Here is a 17,162-nt window from a genome sequence, read left to right on the forward strand (position 1 = left end):
AATCAGACCTTTTTTTATATATGAATAATTTCGTCTTCGTTTAAAATAGTTTCACTACGCAATCTCAAAAATACTTGCGCCACGGCAATAGTATCTTTTTCGCAGTAAGCGACTATTCTGTCTATACCATTTTCTTCGTAATAAACTTTGTAAACTTGACTGCCGTCAATATCGTCCTTAGGTGATGGGATGCCAAGTACATTGGTAAGTAATTTTAAAGACGTATAGTTTTTATAATCGCCAAATTTCCATAATTCTAAAGTGTCTAAATGAGGCACTTCCCAAGGTTTTTTTCCAAATAAATTCAACTTATAAGGCAATTCTATATTGTTGATGATCATTCTTCGTGCAATATATGGAAAGTCGAATTCCTTGCCGTTATGGGCACAAAGTAAATGTTTGGCTTGACTAAAGTGAGAAATCAAAAGGTTTTTAAAGTCTTTTAAAATAGTTATTTCATCTCCGTAAAATGAAGTTACTCTAAAATGTCTAATATCACCTTGAAAGGTAAAGTAACCTACCGAAATACAAATTATTTTACCAAATTCGGCCCAAATACCTGCACGTTCATAAAATTCTTCCGCTGAAATCTCGCCTCGTTGATATTGTGATTTCTGCTCCCATAATTCTTGTTTTGCCTCTGTTAATCCTGAAAATAAGGATTGCTCTGGAACCGTTTCTATGTCCAGAAATAAAATATTTTCAAGGGCTAACTTTTTAATCATTACTCTAGCATTTTGTAAGCTTCTTCTATATAGGTTGAAATATCGTCTGTAAAGGTTGCAATAGCATCACCATCACCTTTTGAATGGCCAAGTCTAACAATAATAACGTTATCTTCTGGTTCTACAATCACATACTGACCCAAATGACCGCGCATCATAAAAAAGTTTTTATCGCCTACGCTTTTCAACCACCAACCGTAGCCGTATTCTGGGCTTTCGGCAAACCGGGGTGTTATGGATTTCGCAATAAAAGCAGAGTCTAATAGTTGCTTGCCATTCCATTTTCCATGGTCTTTGTAAAGCTTTCCTAAACGCGCAAAGTCTTTGGCATTACTTGCTATACAGCAGTAGGCTTTTACTAGATCGTGGTCTTCACTATCTACTTGCCACAATGTTTCATTTTCGGAGCCAAGTGGTTTCCAAAAACTTTCTTCAAGATAATTATAGAGCTTTTTACCCGTAGCGCGTTCAATAGCGATGGCCAACATTTGGGTGTCTCCACTAGCATATTTATAAGCGGTTCCAGGTTCTTTCACAACTTTCAATCCAGTTACTACTTTTGTTAAATCATCGTCAAAATACGCTCTTGTGGTAATAGATAGTGGCGAGTAGTAGCGCTCATCCCAATTCGTTCCGGATGCCATACTAGACAAATCACCGACGGTCATTTTTGCTGCTTTTCCATCGCAATATTCTGGAATAAATTCGCAGACAGGCTGATCTAAATTCTTGATATAACCATCCATAATTGCTTTTCCTAACAACGCAGAAACATAACTTTTTGCCATAGAAAATGAATTGGTTTGGGAGCTTTCGCCAAATCCGTCGTAGTAGTTTTCGAACCAAATGCTGTCATTTTTAATAATGACGTAGGCAACTGTTCCGTTAGTTTTATTAATGTTGTTTAATGCTTCAGTTTCCTTTACTTTATTGTAGTCTGAATGATTCGGCCAAGGTTGTGAATTTCCGTTTCCTACAAAAGCGTTATCAAAATGTTTGTAATCTTCTAGGTAAGCGGTTGTGTGGCCTTTCAAGTAAATAGTTCTAACTGCTTTGATGAGGTAATCCGTATCTGTAATGTAAAGTACAGCAATTAAAATAATGAAGATTGAAAGAATTGCTAGAAAGAGTTTTTTCAGAAATTTCATAGGTGATATTTAATGATTTAAATATATAAAATTAATTTAACAGATAATAAATTTGAGCCAAAGAGATTAAAACAACGATTGTTGCTTACATGGATTTTCATGGTTAAGCAACCATTGCTTTCTGGCCAAACCACCAGCATAGCCGGTTAGGCTGCCATCGCTACCAATAACTCTGTGACATGGTATCACAATCCAAATTGGATTTTTCCCATTGGCTTTTGCAACGGCTCTTATAGCCTTAATATCGCCTAATTGTTTTGAAAGTTCAAGGTAAGACATGCAGGTTCCGTATGGGATATTTTGCAGTGCTTTCCATACTGTTTTCTGAAAATCGGTGCCTTGTGGATTTAATTTTAGTTGAAATTCTTTTCGTTTGCCCTCAAAATATTCTTGAAGTTGGTAAACACAATCTTCTAACAATTCTGGAATGATATCGGTAATGGTTTCTTCAGAGTTTAAAATTGAAATACTCGCAATACCATCAGGATCACCAGATATTTTTGCGAAACCTAAAGGTGTATGTATGATGCATTCTTCCACTAAAATTTAGTTGTTTTCATCTATAATACCAAGGCGTTTGGCTCTGTCTTCCCAGTTTTTCCTAGCTAGACTCTGTAAATCAGATATATTATCGCTCTCATCCATGATTTCTAGTCCAAGGAGCGTTTCAATTACATCTTCCATTGTAACGATGCCATTAATTGAGCCATATTCGTCAACTACTAAGGCCATGTGATTTTTCCCAGATATAAGTTTTTCAAATAATTCGGGAATAGGTAAGCTTCTGTTAACTACGATAATGTCGCGCTTTAATTCTGAAAGTGGCTTTTGGTCATGGTCTAAGGCCATTTCTTTAAAAACGTCATCTTTGAGCACTAGGCCAACAATATTATCTTGTTCTATTGAATATACAGGGATTCTTGAAAAGCGAATATTGGAGTTTGCTTTAAAAAATTCTGAAACCGTCATGGTTTCGTTTTCAATTTTCATAACCGTTCTTGGTGTCATGATATCCTTGGCTCGTACCTTTTTAAAGTTTAAAAGGTTTTTAATGACTTTACTTTCATTTTCTTCAAAAACACCTTCTTGATGAGCGATTTCTGTCATTGCTACAAATCCTTCTCTGCTTAAAATACTTCCGTGGCCTTTACCTCCAATTAGTCGCGTTGTTAATCTTAAGAGCCATAGTATTCCTGTATATTTTAAAGGAAAAATAAGAATTTTTAAGCTGATAGCAGTAAAATTACCAAGGCTTTTCCAATAGGTCGCACCGATTGTTTTTGGGATAATTTCTGAAGTAACCAAAATTAAAATAGTCATAATAGTTGAAACAACACCAACCATTAATTCTTCTGTGAAATTCACACCAAAATATCTGTGTGTGGTAGAGCCATAAATTTCAGCATAAGCCACTTTGGCCTGGACACCAACTAAAATAGCACCAACGGTGTGTGCAATTGTGTTTAAGGTAAGAATCGCTATAAGCGGCTGATCGACATCTTTTTTAAAGTTTTCAAGAATTTCAGCATAAACTTTGCCTTCCTGCTTTTTAATTTTTAGAAAGGTCGGCGTTAAGCTGAGCAATACAGCTTCGAGAATACTACATATAAAGGAAAAAAATATGGCAATAACTGCATAGAAGATTAAGAGTCCCATTTAATAATTAGATTTGACCGTAAAGATATAACAATTAGTGGTTCATAAGTTTACTGACATCCTTTGCAAAATAAGATGCTATGATACTTGCGCCTGCACGTTTGATGGCAGTCAATTGTTCCATCATTACAGCATCATGGTCTAGCCAGCCCTTCTCGGCCGCGGCTTTTAACATGGCATATTCACCTGAAACTTGATAAACTGCTACTGGCACATTAACGGTATCGACAATATCTCTTACAATATCTAAATAACATAAGCCTGGTTTTACCATCACAATATCGGCGCCTTCTTCTATATCCATTAATGTTTCTTTAATGGCTTCATGGCGATTGGCAAAATCCATTTGGTAGGTTTTTTTGTCTTTTGGAATATTTTGAGCATCAACTGGAGCAGAATCTAAGGCATCTCGAAATGGGCCGTAAAAGGCTGAGGCATATTTGGCGCTGTAACTCATAATACTCGTGTTGTGAAAACCTTCGTCTTCAAGTAAGGTTCTAATTTCAAAAATCCTGCCGTCCATCATATCACTGGGTGCTACAAAATCGGCACCTGCTTTGGCGTGCGATAGGGACATTTCAGCTAAAACAGAGGTGGTTTCATCATTTAAAATTTGTCCGTTGTGAATAATACCATCATGTCCGTAAATGGAAAAAGGATCGAGCGCCACATCGGTCATAACAATCATATCAGGACATGCATCCTTGACGGTTTTAATGGCGCGTTGCATGAGTCCATTTGGATTTAAAGCTTCGGTACCGCTGTTGTCTTTTAGTTTGTCGTCAACTTTCACAAACAACAAAACCGATTTTAAACCTAAATTCCAAAGTTCTTTTACTTCTTTGGTGAGATGATCTAAACTCAAACGATAATAATTTGGCATGGAAGCGATTTCTTCTTTAATATTTTTACCTTCAACCACAAATAGCGGTACTAAAAAGTCGTTCGGCGTAATGATGGTTTCTCTCACCAAACTTCTGATGCTTTCGTTAGTTCTTAATCTTCTATTTCTTCTTAATGGATACATAATTCAATTTTAAGTTATGAATTGGCGGGTTTTTAATAAAAACCTCTGTGTAACTTTTTATTATAGCCTTACCCAATCTACGGGATTTTTTAAAACCTTCAACAATCTTTCTTCTTCACTTCCGGGTTCAGGATGATGGTCGTAAACCCACTGCACATGCGGTGGCAAACTCATTAAAATACTTTCAATGCGGCCATTGGTTTTTAAACCAAATAAGGTGCCTTTATCGTGTACTAAATTGAATTCTACATAACGGCCACGTCTTATTTCTTGCCAGTTGCGTTGTTCTCTTGTGTAACTTAAATGCTTTCTTTTTTCAACTATTGGGATGTACGCTTCCACAAAACTGTTGCCAACTTCGGTTACAAAATTATACCAATCTTGCATAGAAAAATTATCGGTTGCTTTGCAATAATCAAAAAACAAACCACCAACACCACGGGCTTCATTTCGATGTGAATTCCTGAAATAGCTATCACATTTATGTTTAAATTCTGAATAAAATTTAGGGTCGTGCTTATCGCAGGCAGTTTTACAAGTTTGATGAAAATGTTCGGCATCTTCTTCAAATAAATAATAGGGTGTTAAATCTTGTCCGCCACCAAACCAACTGTCGATCACGTTTCCTTGTTTGTTGTACATTTCGAAGTAGCGCCAATTAGCATGCACCGTTGGAACCATCGGGTTCTTAGGGTGAATTACAAGACTAATTCCACAGGCATAAAAATTGGCATTATTAACACCAAAATAAGTCTGCATTGCTTCTGGTAAAGTGCCGTGAACTGCAGATATGTTAACACCACCTTTTTCAAAAACAGCACCGTTTTCAATCACTCGTGTGCGGCCACCGCCACCTTCAGCGCGTTGCCAAAGATCTTCTTTAAATTTGGCTTCACCATCACATTGTTCAAGCGCTGCACAAATTTGATCTTGTAATTTTTGAATGTATTTATAAAACTGTTCTTTCATTGCAATTGGTAAAACTGTTTAAAGCTCTTCAAGATACACAAATTCGTTTTTAAAATTTTCTATTTCAGAAATTGTTGTTATTAAAACAGCAGTTTTCATTTTTTCTTTTAAAATAGAAATGATGGCTTCTTTGTTGTGCTCAAATAAATTATGTTCAGTAAAAATAATTCTGCCAATGTTATTATTCTGTAGATCCATCAACATTTCAATTTGATTATTTGGTGCTAATTTTTCGTGTAAATCGGTTGTTTTCTTTGCCCAATTTACTGATGTTTCGATTGATTTATTCTTTTTATAACAATGGAAGGCTATTAAAATATTCCATAAGGCATGTCTGAATGCATTGGTAATGTTGTTTTTGTGATGTTTTTTGCCGTAAAGTCGATTACAAATTTGAAGGGTTTGTAATGTAGCCTGATGGGTTGGAAAAAAGTATTGAGGTTTTAAAGCGAAGGTTTTCACTAACAGAAAAAGTTGCTTAAAACTTAAACTTTTAATGCGGTTCCAAACTGCCATAATGGATTTATTTGTATTCTTTCACAGCATCAATAAATGCTTTGGCATTATCAAGCGGGATATTTGGTAAAATACCGTGACCCAGATTTACGATGTACTTGTCTTTTCCAAATTCGTTAATCATTTGGGTTACCATCTTCTTGATTTCAGCAGGGGGCGAAAATAATCGTGCCGGATCAAAATTACCTTGTAAAGTGACATTACCGCCTGTTAAATATCGAGCGTTTCTCGCTGAGCAAGTCCAATCAATACCGATAGCCGAGGCATTAGAGCGCGCCATTTCTGGTAGGGCAAACCAGCAGCCTTTTCCAAAAGCTACAACATAAGTTTCATCTTTTAAGGCCTCAATAATTTGATTGATGTATTGCCATGAAAATTCTTGATAATCAGTCGGCGATAGCATACCACCCCAAGAATCAAAAATCTGTACAGCGTCAACACCTGCCCTTACCTTAGCCTTTAAATAGGCAATGGTTGTATCGGTTATTTTTTGAAGTAATTGATGCGCTGCGATAGGATTAGTAAAACAAAACTCTTTAGCAATATCAAAATTTTTACTGCCCTGGCCTTGCACACAATAACATAAAATGGTCCAAGGCGAACCTGCAAAACCAATTAGTGGCACTTCATCATTAAGCAGTTCTTTAGTAGCTTTTATGGCTTGCATTACGTAATCTAAGGCCACGCTAACATCTGGAACAATTACAGTCTCTACGTCTTTTTGGCTACGGATAGGCTTCGGTAAATAGGGTCCGAAATTTGGCTTCATCTGCACTTCAATATTCATCGCTTGCGGAATCACCAAAATATCGCTAAATAAGATGGCCGCATCCATACCGTATCGCCGAATTGGCTGAACCGTAATTTCGCTCGCTAGTTCAGGTGTTTGGCAACGGGTAAAAAAATCGTATTTGGCTTTTATCTCTTGAAATTCTGGTAAGTATCGGCCTGCCTGACGCATCATCCAAACTGGGGGACGCTCAACAATTTCTCCTTTTAAAGCTCTTATGTATAGATCGTTCTTCATAGACTTTTTTATTTATGACTATAAATGATGGTTTACCAATTCAATTAAACTTTCAACAGTGGGGATTTTTGCGACCTGTATTTCTTTAAAATACTTTTGCGCTTCGGTAGCTGTGGTATCACCTATGCAAAAAGCAATGCCATTGGCTTTGTTTTGTTTGAGAAAACTTTCTACGGCTGAAGGACTAAAAAACATAACCGCTTTCGCGTCACTATGAATTTTAGAAGCATCTAATTTAGTTTGATAGGCTTCTATTTCGTTAACCTGAATGTTATTTTCGGTTAAAATAGCCGGCAATTCGTCTAGCCTTATATTGCTACAGAAATAAGTAACCTCAGTTCCTTCTATGAACGCCACCAAATGTTCGGCTAGAGCTTTCGCACTGTTTGCTGCAAATGTTACCGGTCCGATTTTTTGAGCAATCAAACGCTTGGTGCGTCTTCCTACACAATAGATGTTTTTAAATTGAAGCTCTGTTGCATCAACACTTCTAAGAATAGCTTCAACCGCATTTTGACTTGTAATGACAACGTTTTTGAGAGTTGATTTTAAAAGAATTGGTGAAATTCTATTTAAACTAATTTTAATAGCGTCGTCACTTTCCACCTTTAGACCATCGTTGAACATTCTTAATTGTTGTTCGGTAAGCGATTTTGTAGAAAACACATCAATCTTGCGATCGGAATTTTTGATGGTATCCATAAGCCGTTTTCCGCCGCGCTCAATAATGAAATTGGCGCAGTATTCGGCCATATTGTAATGGCTGCCTATTTTTTCAGAACGCTGAACCTCAAGTTTTTTACTGCCATCTAAACTTAATAAAACCCCTTTAAAAAATATTTCATCGTCTTTTACAAAGGCAATAGCGCCAATTGGAGCAGAACAACCGCCTTCAAGTAGCCTTAAAAATTCGCGTTCTATCTGGGTACAAATTTGTGTGTGTTCGTCGTTAATTTCACTTAAAATCGTTCTGGTTTCTTCGTCATTTTCCAGTGCAGCAATCATAACTGCGCCTTGTGCGGGCGCTGGAATCATCCAATCAAGGTTAAAGGAGTTTTCAGGTTTAATTCCTAATCTACCTAGGCCTGCAGCAGCAAAAATAGCAGCATTCCAATCTTGGTTCTCCTCAAGTTTTTGAAGCCTTAAATTTACATTGCCTCTTAAGTCAACAATGGTGTGTGTCGGAAATTGATTGAGCCATTGGGCACGACGGCGCAAACTTCCTGTGGCTATAATGGCGTTTTGCTGAGACAAAAACTCTTCGTTATTTTTAAAAACCAACATATCTCTGGTATTGCCGCGTTTTAAAACAGCACCTTGAACAATGCCCACTGGCAAGGCAGTTGGCACATCTTTTAAGGAATGTACAGCAATATCAATATCACCGTTAAGCATGGCAACATCTAAGGTTTTAGTAAAAATGCCTCTAATTCCCATTTCGTAAAGCGGCTTGTTAAGTACTAAATCACCGGTGGATTTTACAGGAACAATTACAGTTTTATGGCCAAGATGTTCTAATTGTTGTTGTACAGTTTTGGCTTGCCACAAAGCTAATTCGCTATCGCGGGTGCCAATTCTAATTGGTTTAGACATTTTGGATATTTTCTAGCTGGAATATTTTTTTGATAAGTTCAACACTTTCGTCTGAAGAATCGGAGTCCTCTTTAAGGTGAAATGCGAAGTGATTGGTAATTTTTTGAATAATATTATTGCTGATTAACTCGGCTTGAACTTCATTAAAATCAGATAGTTTTTTACGTTGATTACTGATTTCAGAATTTTTTAAATCGTTTAATTTAAGCTTTATGGCTTGAATTGTTGGCGCAAATTTGCGCGTATCTAACCATGTTAAAAATTCTGTTTTGATGTCCTCTATGATGGTTTCGGCAATTGGTATAAAAACTTTGCGTTTTTCTAAAGTATCATCCGTAATTTTTGCCAAATCGTCTAGATGCACCAATTTCACGTTCGATAAATCGTGAACGTCTATTTTAACATTTTTCGGAATGGATAAATCTAAAATAAGTAAGGGTTTTCCGGTACTTAACATAGATTTTTCGATAGTGGGTTGCTTGGCGCCCGTTGCCACAATTAAAATGTCGGCTTGGTTAACTTCGGTTTCTAGATCTGAAAAATCTTTCACAATTACATTAAACTTTCCTGCAATTTCCTCTGCTTTGGTTTTAGTGCGATTGATAATGGTGATATGGGAATTTTTGGTGTGTTTCACCAGGTTTTCACAGGTGTTTCTGCCAATTTTACCAGTGCCAAAAAGCAAGATATTTTTCTCGGAAACAGCTTTTATGTTATTCATGATATATTGAACAGAAGCAAAAGATACTGACGTTGCGCCTGATGATAATTCAGTTTCAGTTTTAATACGTTTGCTAGCTTGGATTACGCAATTAACCAATCTTTCAAGATAAGAATTAAGTAATCCAAACGATTTTGAAAGTCTTGCTCCAGATTTAAGCTGACTGATAATTTCGAAGTCGCCTAAAATTTGGCTATCCAATCCAGAACCTACTTTAAACAAATGAGAAATAGCTTCTTTATTTTTATAAATATAGGCCACTTCTTGAAAAGATTCTACTGTACCGTTGGTATTATTACAAAGCAAATGAATTAACTGGTAAGGATGCTCAGCAAAGCCGTAAAGTTCAGTCCGATTGCATGTTGAAACGACTATAAGGCTTTCAATACCAGTTTTTTTGGCGTCAAGTAATAGTTGCTTCTTTGCAACCTCGTTTAGACTGAATAGTCCACGAACTTCTGCATCGGCCTTTTTGTAGCTTAGGCCTATGGCATAAAAAAATTTACTCTTATAATGTTGCATTCGCTCTGTTACCTGACTTGGGAATTAACTGAGCAAAAGTAATAGCGATATAAATTATAAAATAACGCTAAAAGAACTTTTTGTAACGCTAAAAGATTTTTAGGTAATATTCACATTTAAAACTGATAAATATCATATTTTTGCAGTGAATAAGGCTCATACAGCAAGAGTTGTTTAGAACGAATCTAAATAAAAGAATTAAATAAAAGAAATTGCTAATATCAAAAAATATCGCTAAAAGTTCATTTGAAGAAGTAACGATTGACCAAGGTTTTTTGGTACTTTATTTTAAAAATGATCTTCACGAAGCTACTGAAATTAAACGGATGATAAGCCAAGATTTTATTCAGTTCCATTTTGCAGTTAAGGGTCATTGTTCCTTTCTTTTTAATGAAGGTAATTATGTGTTTGATTTAAAGGAAGAAAACGCTTTATTGCTATATAATCCCGAACGTGATTTGCCTATACATTTGAATGCAAGCGCTAATAGTTGGATCATTTCAATTTTGATTTCAATTAAAAAATTTCACGGATTGTTCTCCAATGAAGCAGATTACATTACTTTTTTAAGTGAAGAGAATAAGAATAAAAAATATTACAAAGATCGCAGTATTTCCCCGTCGATGTTTATTGTGCTTAATCAAATGATGAATTACAATTTGAATAGCTCAGTTAGATCGCTTTATTTTAGAGCAAAGGCATATGAGTTGTTGAGTCTGTATTTTAACCGTAGTGAAGATGCCGATATTGAACAATGTCCGTTCTTAGTTGATGAATCTAATGTCACCAAAATCAGACAAGCCAAAGAAATTATAATTGCGCGTATGGCCGAGCCACCAACCCTGCAAGAAATTGCAGATGAAATAGGTTTGAGCTTAAAAAAATTAAAAGAAGGATTTAAGCAAATTTATGGCGATTCGGTATTTAGCTTTTTACTGGATTACAAGTTAGAAGTGGCACGAAAATTACTAGACTCTGGCCATTTTAATGTAAATGAAGTAGGTTTAAAAGTTGGGTATAGCACGGCAAGTCATTTTATTTCCGCTTTTAAAAAGAAATACGGGGTAACGCCTAAAAAATACATTCAATCAAATTAGAAAAATGAAAGCACTACATATTACTTTATTTGCACTCTTGATTTCATTGGGAATCATAGCGCAAACCGACAAAGAATCTATCCAAAAATCGGCAGACACCTACATGGTGTATGTACAAAATAATGATATTGATAAAATTTTAGATGCCATGCTGCCAAAGCTTTTCGAAACCGTTAGCAGAAGTCAAATAAAGTCAAGTATGGAACAAATGCTCAATAATCCAAATATTAAGGTTGAGTATATATCGGCCAAAATCAACAGCATTTCCAACACGGTTAAACACGATGATACCAAATACGCACTTGTAAATTACGATAGTAGCTTTAAAATGGTCTTTTTAACGGAGGCTGAAAAGCCATTAGAAGAACGGAAGGAAATGCTAGATTATTTTAAAACAGCCATGGAAGCTCAGTTTGGCAAAGATAGTACAACGATAAATTACGACGAAGCTTCAGTTTCGGTGAAGTCCGTTACCAATATGTTTGCCGTGAGCAGCCCAGAATTTACTGGCTGGAAGTTTTTAAATGATGACAACAATATGGGAACATTGGCTAAAACAATTATTCCAGAAGATGTGATTTCAGCATTAAAAAATTAAAGAGAAAAATTGCAATTAAGAAAAATGAAAAAAGGAATTTTATTAGTAAATCTGGGCTCACCCGATAGTCCAAATCCCAAAGATGTAAAGAAATATTTGGGTGAATTTTTAATGGATGAACGCGTGATAGACGTGCCACTATGGGCAAGAACCCTCTTGGTTAAAGGTATTATTTTAAACACCAGACCAAAAGCTTCGGCAAAAGCCTATAAAAAAATTTGGTGGGAAGAAGGTTCGCCATTAATCGTATTGTCCGAAAAACTTCAACATAAAATACAAAAACAGGTTGAATTACCCGTGGCCTTGGCTATGCGTTATGGCAGTATGACTATCAAAAGCGGACTTCAAGAATTGGTGGAAAAAGGTGTGGAGGAAGTGTTATTAATTCCTTTGTATCCACAGTTTGCGATGGCAACTACAGAAACCATCGTTGTTTTAGCAGATGAGATTCAAAAAGAACATTTCCCAAATTTAAAGATTACCGATCTAAAGGCCTTTTATAACCATCCAGAATACATCAAAGTCTTATCTGAATCAATCAAAAAACAACTAGAAGGTAAAGATTACGAACATCTGTTGTTCTCCTATCACGGTGTACCTGAGCGCCATATTAGAAAAAGTGACATTACTAAATCGCACTGTAATCCGAGCTTATCAGGCGGTGGTATTTGTTGTAAAACGCCTTCTAAAGCGCATGAATTTTGCTACAAACACCAATGCCTTGAAGTCACCAGACTGGTTGCAGAATATCTAAATTTTGAAGATGGAACTTATTCAACCTCTTTCCAATCTAGATTAGGTTTCGATCCATGGTTACAACCTTATACCGATAGAACGATTGAAAAATTAGGCAAAAATGGCGTGAAAAATATGGCCATTGTAACACCTGCGTTTGTGAGTGATTGTTTAGAAACATTGGAAGAAATTGCCATGGAAGGCGAAGAAATATTTCATGAAGTTGGTGGTAAAAATTTCACTACGGTTGCCTGTTTAAATGATGACAAAAACTGGGTGGCACTACTCTCAAAATGGATACATAACTGGGTTGAAGCCGATTTAGTGACTGCTTAATGGCAAAAGTTTCAGCAGATGATTTAGGTACCCAATCCATAGGATCATTGCTTATAAAACAAGCGGTGCCAGCATCCATTGGTATTTTGGTAATGTCATTGAACATTATTGTCGATACCATATTTGTTGGTAATTGGATAGGCTCTATTGCCATTGCGGCCATCAATGTGGTATTGCCAGTATCGTTTTTTATTGCGGCTTTAGGGATGGCCATTGGTATTGGTGGGTCTTCAATAATTTCGCGTGCACTTGGCGCTGGTGATAAAGAAAAAGCACTTAAATCATTTGGTAATCAGTTGAGCTTAACGCTACTACTCACTACCATATTAGTGGTAATAGGTTTGGCATTTGTCGAACAAATTATTCCAAGGTTTGGAGGTAAAGGCGGTATCTATGAACCTGCTAAAACTTATTATACCATCGTGCTTTATGGCGTGCCGTTTTTAGCGTTGTGTATGATGGGCAACAATGTGATCAGGGCCGAAGGCAAACCAAAATTTGCAATGATTGCCATGATTATTCCGTCGGTTGGAAACTTAATCTTGGATTATATTTTAATCTATGTTTTTGACTTTGGAATGGCTGGTGCAGCCTGGGCTACAACTATTTCGTACCTACTTTGTTTTGGTTATATATTATGGTTTTTCCTATCTAAAAATTCTGAACTTCATATTAACCTGAGTCATTTCAACCTCAGTAAAAAAATTACTTCAGAAATAGCCTCATTAGGTAGTGTAACACTGGCACGGCAAGCGGTGGTAAGTGTGATTTATTTATTTATGAATAACATTTTGTTCAATCTTGGAGGCGAATCAAGTGTGGCTGTCTTTGGAATTATTGCGCGAATAATGATGTTTGCCTTGTTTCCTGTTTTGGGCATTACCCAAGGATTTCTTCCTATTGCGGGTTATAATTACGGAGCCAGAAATTTTAGTCGTGTTAAAGAAACTATCAACACATCTATCATATATGCGTCTGGCCTAGCAGTGGTTATTTTTATATTTCTAATGGTTTTTACCGAGTCTATCGTAAGTGTATTTACCAAAGATCAAATAGTGATTAACCAAACAGTTTATGCTATGAAATGGGTGTTTTTAGCAGTGCCAATTGTATCCATTCAACTGATAGGCTCAGCTTATTTTCAGGCGATTGGTAAGGCTGTTCCAGCGTTGCTACTTACTTTATCCCGCCAAGGATTTTTCTTTTTGCCATTGGTTTTGATTTTACCTTTTTTTTATGGGGAATTCGGCGTTTGGATTTCATTTGCACTAGCCGATTTTCTTTCAACCATTCTAACAGCCTATTTTATTAATAGAGAAGTACGACTTAAATTAAATGTCGATTCATAAATAATTGCTGTAAATGCTTATTTTTATGGCAAGACTAACTAAAACTAAAAACAATGAGATTTTTCAAACTTTCAGTGGCAATCTTGCTTTGCTGTTTTTTTGCACCAAACACATATACACAAGATATTAATGCAGAACTTTTTGAAGCTTTAGAATATAGATTTATCGGTCCGCATCGTGGCGGAAGAAGTGCCGCTGTTACTGGGGTACCAAATAAACCCAATTTATTTTATTTCGGAGCGACCGGTGGAGGTATTTTTAAAACCACCAACGGTGGCCGAACCTGGGAAAGTATTTCCGATGGTTATTTTGGAGGAAGTATCGGTGCAATTGCTGTAGCCAAAAGTGACCCCAACGTAATTTATGTTGGCGGTGGCGAAAAAACAGTTAGAGGAAATGTATCATCTGGTTACGGCATGTGGAAAAGTGTTGATGCAGGTAAAACGTGGCAATCCTCTGGCCTTGAAAAAACAAGGCATATTCCCCGCATAGCCATTCACCCTCAGAATCCTGATATTGTTTTCGCTGGTGTATTAGGAGACATTTACAAACCAACTGAAGATCGCGGGCTATACAAAAGCACCGATGGAGGAAAATCATGGAGTAAAATATTGTTTTCGCACCCGCAGGCGGGTGTAGTTGATTTGATTTTAGACCCAACCAATCCCAGAATTATTTATGCATCAACATGGCATTTGCAACGTACGCCTTACAGTTTAATTTCAGGGGGCGATGGTTCGGCCTTATGGAAAAGTACTGATAACGGTGTAACTTGGAATGAGATTTCTAAAAACAAAGGTTTCCCAACAGATACATTGGGCATTATTGGGATTACGGTTTCACCAGTTAATAATGAGCGTCTTTTTGCAATGGTTGAAAACAAAGAGAAAGGCGGTCTCTACCAAAGTAACGATGGTGGCGATAGTTGGACTTTGGTAAATAGCGATAGAAGTTTAAGACAGCGTGCATGGTATTACACTAGGGTTTATGCAGACACTAAAGATGTGGATGTGGTATATGTGCTTAATGTATCCTATCACAAAAGTACCGATGGCGGAAAATCTTTTGACCGTTACAATGCCCCACACGGTGATCACCACGATTTATGGATAGCGCCTGGAGATCCAAACAGAATGATAATTGCCGACGATGGCGGTGCGCAGGTAACCTATGATGGCGGAGAAACTTGGAGCACCTACTACAATCAGCCAACAGCACAGTTTTATCGTGTAACTACCGATAATCATTTTCCTTATAGAATTTACGTGGCGCAACAAGATAATTCGACATTAAGAATTCCGCATAGAACGGACGGTTACGCCATTGGGGAAGATGATTGGGAAGAAACAGCAGGAGGTGAATCGGCACATATTGCGGTGAGTCCGTTAGATAACGAGGTGGTTTTTGGCGGAAGCTACGGCGGATTCTTAACCCGAGTTAACCACAAAACAGGAACCGTTAGAGCTGTTAACGTTTGGCCAGACAACCCAATGGGGCATGGTGCAGAAGGTATGAAATACAGATTTCAGTGGAATTTTCCCATCAAGTTTTCTAGGCACAACCCTAATAAATTATATACCTTTTCGCAACACGTACATGTTTCTGAAAACGAAGGCCAGTCTTGGGAAATAATCAGTCCCGACTTAACCACAAACGATCCCGAAAAGATGAAATCTTCTGGTGGCCCAATAACAAAAGACAATACCTCGGTAGAATATTATTGTACCATTTTTGCAGCTGAAGAATCACCTTTAAAAGAAGGCTTGCTTTGGGTTGGCAGCGATGATGGTTTGTTACATGTTACCAAGGATGGTGGAAAAAACTGGGAAAACGTAACGCCTAAAGGAATGCCGCAGTGGATGATGTTTAATAGTATAGAACCTAGTATGTACGACGAAGGAACCTGCTATGTAGCTGGTACACGGTATAAGTTAGGAGACTTTTCTCCTTATATCTATAAAACCACGAATTACGGAAAAACTTGGACAAAAATTACCAACGGTATTAATGCCGAGCATTTTACCAGAGTGATGCGCGAAGATCAAAAACAACGTGGCTTGCTTTACGCAGGTACCGAAACTGGCATGTATATCTCTTATGATGATGGTAAAAACTGGAAGTTATTTCAGCTTAATTTACCAATTGTTCCTGTTACAGATTTAACGATCAAAGACAATAATTTGGTTGTGGCGACCCAAGGTCGGGGATTGTATATTATTGATGATTTATCAGTGATTCAGCAATTGTATAATGCGAAAAACTCAGATCATTTATTACTAGCACCTAAAGACACCTATCGCATGCGTGGTGGCAGTAGAACTGGTAGCTTAACTCAAGGCACCAACCATCCTAATGGTGTAATGACTTATTTTTATTTAAAGGATTTGAAAGACGAGGATGAGGTTGTTTTAAGCTATAAAGAAGCTAATGGAAAACTAATTAAAGCATTCAGCAGCAAAGGTAAAGACAACGAAAAATTAGAAATAAAAACGGGTTCCAACCTATTTGTTTGGAATATGCAATATGACGGCGCCGAAAGGCTGCCAGGTATGATTTTATGGTGGGCCAGTTTAAACGGGCCCAAAGCCATTCCTGGAGATTATAAAGTTGAATTAAATGTAAACGGAAAACTTATTGAGCAACCTTTCAAAATCTTGGCAGACCCAAGAGCTGAAAGCACACTCGACGATATGAAAGTGCAATTCAGTTTTATTGAAGACGTTAATAAAACCATGGACAACGCCCATCAATCCATCAAAAAAATCAGGAACATTAATGAGCAATTAGTGGCTTTTCAAAAGCAATACAAAGACAATGAAGAGGTGAAAGACTTGGTTGAAAAAGCCAAAGAATTACAAAAGCAGTTTACCGAAATAGAAGAAGCCTTGTATCAAACCAAAAACCGAAGTAATCAAGACCCGTTAAATTTTCCCATTAGACTCACCAATAAATTAGGACATTTAAATGCTTTAGTCAGTCTCGGAGATTTTGCACCAACAGATCAGGATGTAGCCGTTAAAAATGAGCTTGCAGCTCAAATTAACGAAGAACTATTGAAATTTAATCAATTAATTTCTGAAGAAATCAAGACTTTCAACCAATTATTCAACAGTAAAAATCTTAATTATTTGTTTGTAGATTAA

15 protein-coding genes are annotated in these 17,162 nt (G+C 36.8%); 5 read left to right on the top strand and 10 right to left on the bottom strand.

Features of this window, described 5'->3' with window-relative positions:
- Positions 1-14: 14 nt before the first annotated feature.
- The 10 genes from V7Z48_RS02605 to hemA all read right to left on the bottom strand — a co-directional run bounded on the left by V7Z48_RS02605 (position 15) and on the right by hemA (position 9,904).
- Positions 15-725: a 3'-5' exonuclease gene (locus V7Z48_RS02605; RefSeq protein WP_334111833.1), complete on the bottom strand. Its 711-nt coding sequence runs from the start codon at positions 723-725 to the stop codon at positions 15-17.
- Positions 725-1,873, bottom strand: coding sequence for a serine hydrolase domain-containing protein (locus V7Z48_RS02610; protein WP_334111834.1), 1,149 nt, complete (start codon positions 1,871-1,873; stop codon positions 725-727). The genes V7Z48_RS02605 and V7Z48_RS02610 overlap by 1 nt, the downstream gene beginning before the upstream one ends.
- A gap of 66 nt (positions 1,874-1,939) precedes the next feature.
- Complete coding sequence (locus tag V7Z48_RS02615) at positions 1,940-2,413, bottom strand: methylated-DNA--[protein]-cysteine S-methyltransferase (RefSeq protein WP_334111835.1); 474 nt, start codon at positions 2,411-2,413, stop codon at positions 1,940-1,942.
- Positions 2,414-2,419: 6 nt separating this feature from the next.
- Positions 2,420-3,529 carry a CNNM domain-containing protein gene (locus tag V7Z48_RS02620; protein ID WP_334111836.1) on the bottom strand — a complete coding sequence of 370 codons (1,110 nt, stop codon included), beginning with the start codon at positions 3,527-3,529 and terminating at the stop codon, positions 2,420-2,422.
- A 34-nt stretch (positions 3,530-3,563) separates the two neighbouring features.
- Complete coding sequence (gene hemB, locus V7Z48_RS02625) at positions 3,564-4,556, bottom strand: porphobilinogen synthase (protein WP_334111837.1); 993 nt, start codon at positions 4,554-4,556, stop codon at positions 3,564-3,566.
- A 60-nt stretch (positions 4,557-4,616) separates the two neighbouring features.
- Positions 4,617-5,525, bottom strand: a complete 909-nt coding sequence (gene hemF / locus V7Z48_RS02630) for an oxygen-dependent coproporphyrinogen oxidase (RefSeq protein ID WP_334111838.1) — start codon at positions 5,523-5,525, stop codon at positions 4,617-4,619.
- An 18-nt stretch (positions 5,526-5,543) separates the two neighbouring features.
- A complete protein-coding gene (locus tag V7Z48_RS02635; protein ID WP_334111839.1) occupies positions 5,544-6,041 on the bottom strand; it encodes a DUF6973 domain-containing protein in 498 nt (165 codons plus the stop codon).
- A gap of 7 nt (positions 6,042-6,048) precedes the next feature.
- Positions 6,049-7,068 carry a uroporphyrinogen decarboxylase gene (hemE, locus tag V7Z48_RS02640; protein ID WP_334111840.1) on the bottom strand — a complete coding sequence of 340 codons (1,020 nt, stop codon included), beginning with the start codon at positions 7,066-7,068 and terminating at the stop codon, positions 6,049-6,051.
- Between the two features lie 18 nt (positions 7,069-7,086).
- Entirely contained in the window at positions 7,087-8,661 is a 1,575-nt protein-coding gene (hemC, locus tag V7Z48_RS02645; RefSeq protein ID WP_334111841.1) for a hydroxymethylbilane synthase, read from the bottom strand.
- Positions 8,654-9,904 (bottom strand): glutamyl-tRNA reductase, encoded by a 1,251-nt coding sequence (hemA, locus tag V7Z48_RS02650; RefSeq protein ID WP_334111842.1) that lies wholly within the window; start codon positions 9,902-9,904, stop codon positions 8,654-8,656. The genes hemC and hemA overlap by 8 nt, the downstream gene beginning before the upstream one ends.
- 212 nt (positions 9,905-10,116) lie before the next feature.
- Here hemA and V7Z48_RS02655 point away from each other — a divergent pair, with 212 nt between their 5' ends.
- Genes V7Z48_RS02655 through V7Z48_RS02675 form a run of 5 tightly spaced genes read left to right on the top strand, consistent with a single transcriptional unit; the run spans position 10,117 to position 17,162 of the window.
- Positions 10,117-11,001: an AraC family transcriptional regulator gene (locus V7Z48_RS02655; protein WP_334111843.1), complete on the top strand. Its 885-nt coding sequence runs from the start codon at positions 10,117-10,119 to the stop codon at positions 10,999-11,001.
- A 4-nt stretch (positions 11,002-11,005) separates the two neighbouring features.
- On the top strand, positions 11,006-11,599 hold the full coding sequence (locus tag V7Z48_RS02660) for a hypothetical protein (protein ID WP_334111844.1): 594 nt from the start codon (positions 11,006-11,008) through the stop codon (positions 11,597-11,599).
- Positions 11,600-11,623: 24 nt separating this feature from the next.
- Positions 11,624-12,670 (top strand): ferrochelatase, encoded by a 1,047-nt coding sequence (hemH, locus tag V7Z48_RS02665; protein WP_334111845.1) that lies wholly within the window; start codon positions 11,624-11,626, stop codon positions 12,668-12,670.
- Positions 12,670-14,019, top strand: a complete 1,350-nt coding sequence (locus tag V7Z48_RS02670; protein ID WP_334111846.1) for an MATE family efflux transporter — start codon at positions 12,670-12,672, stop codon at positions 14,017-14,019. Before hemH ends, V7Z48_RS02670 begins: the two co-directional genes overlap by 1 nt.
- A gap of 53 nt (positions 14,020-14,072) precedes the next feature.
- A complete protein-coding gene (locus V7Z48_RS02675) occupies positions 14,073-17,162 on the top strand; it encodes a VPS10 domain-containing protein (protein ID WP_334111847.1) in 3,090 nt (1,029 codons plus the stop codon).

It is taken from the genome of Paucihalobacter sp., from assembly GCF_036825875.1.
Lineage (GTDB): Bacteria > Bacteroidota > Bacteroidia > Flavobacteriales > Flavobacteriaceae > Paucihalobacter.

Excerpts from the sequence above, each read along its gene's own strand:
- V7Z48_RS02605 (WP_334111833.1), bottom strand. The coding sequence starts at position 725 with ATGATTAAAAAGTTAGCCCTTGAAAATATTTTATTTCTGGACATAGAA.
- V7Z48_RS02610 (WP_334111834.1), bottom strand. The coding sequence starts at position 1,873 with ATGAAATTTCTGAAAAAACTCTTTCTAGCAATTCTTTCAATCTTCATT.
- V7Z48_RS02620 (WP_334111836.1), bottom strand. The coding sequence starts at position 3,529 with ATGGGACTCTTAATCTTCTATGCAGTTATTGCCATATTTTTTTCCTTT.
- hemB (WP_334111837.1), bottom strand. The coding sequence starts at position 4,556 with ATGTATCCATTAAGAAGAAATAGAAGATTAAGAACTAACGAAAGCATC.
- hemF (WP_334111838.1), bottom strand. The coding sequence starts at position 5,525 with ATGAAAGAACAGTTTTATAAATACATTCAAAAATTACAAGATCAAATT.
- V7Z48_RS02635 (WP_334111839.1), bottom strand. The coding sequence starts at position 6,041 with ATGGCAGTTTGGAACCGCATTAAAAGTTTAAGTTTTAAGCAACTTTTT.
- hemE (WP_334111840.1), bottom strand. The coding sequence starts at position 7,068 with ATGAAGAACGATCTATACATAAGAGCTTTAAAAGGAGAAATTGTTGAG.
- hemC (WP_334111841.1), bottom strand. The coding sequence starts at position 8,661 with ATGTCTAAACCAATTAGAATTGGCACCCGCGATAGCGAATTAGCTTTG.
- hemA (WP_334111842.1), bottom strand. The coding sequence starts at position 9,904 with ATGCAACATTATAAGAGTAAATTTTTTTATGCCATAGGCCTAAGCTAC.
- V7Z48_RS02660 (WP_334111844.1), top strand. The coding sequence starts at position 11,006 with ATGAAAGCACTACATATTACTTTATTTGCACTCTTGATTTCATTGGGA.
- hemH (WP_334111845.1), top strand. The coding sequence starts at position 11,624 with ATGAAAAAAGGAATTTTATTAGTAAATCTGGGCTCACCCGATAGTCCA.
- V7Z48_RS02670 (WP_334111846.1), top strand. The coding sequence starts at position 12,670 with ATGGCAAAAGTTTCAGCAGATGATTTAGGTACCCAATCCATAGGATCA.
- V7Z48_RS02675 (WP_334111847.1), top strand. The coding sequence starts at position 14,073 with ATGAGATTTTTCAAACTTTCAGTGGCAATCTTGCTTTGCTGTTTTTTT.